Below are 218 nucleotides of genomic sequence, written 5' to 3' on the forward strand. Positions count from 1 at the left end.
GTATGCGTAAGTTGCTGACTATCCTGAATGCCATGCTCAGAAAGAACGAAGAATGGAATGAATCTTACCATCACGTTGCGCCATAATTTTTATGTTCAAGACAGTTGCTTATAGCCCAAATCTCAATCCGATAGAGCGATTGTGGAAGTATATGAATGAGCAAGTGCGTAACAATGTTTATTTTCCGGATACGAAAACGTTTCGTGAAACCCTTTGTC

At 39.9% G+C, this 218-nt stretch carries 1 pseudogene; it reads left to right on the plus strand.

The features are described 5' to 3' along the window. Positions 1-109: 109 nt before the first annotated feature. Positions 110-218: pseudogene (locus tag AAC854_RS24065) on the plus strand (transposase); the annotation flags it as partial.

The organism is Xenorhabdus entomophaga (genome assembly GCF_037996725.1).
In the GTDB taxonomy this organism is placed as follows: domain Bacteria; phylum Pseudomonadota; class Gammaproteobacteria; order Enterobacterales; family Enterobacteriaceae; genus Xenorhabdus; species Xenorhabdus khoisanae.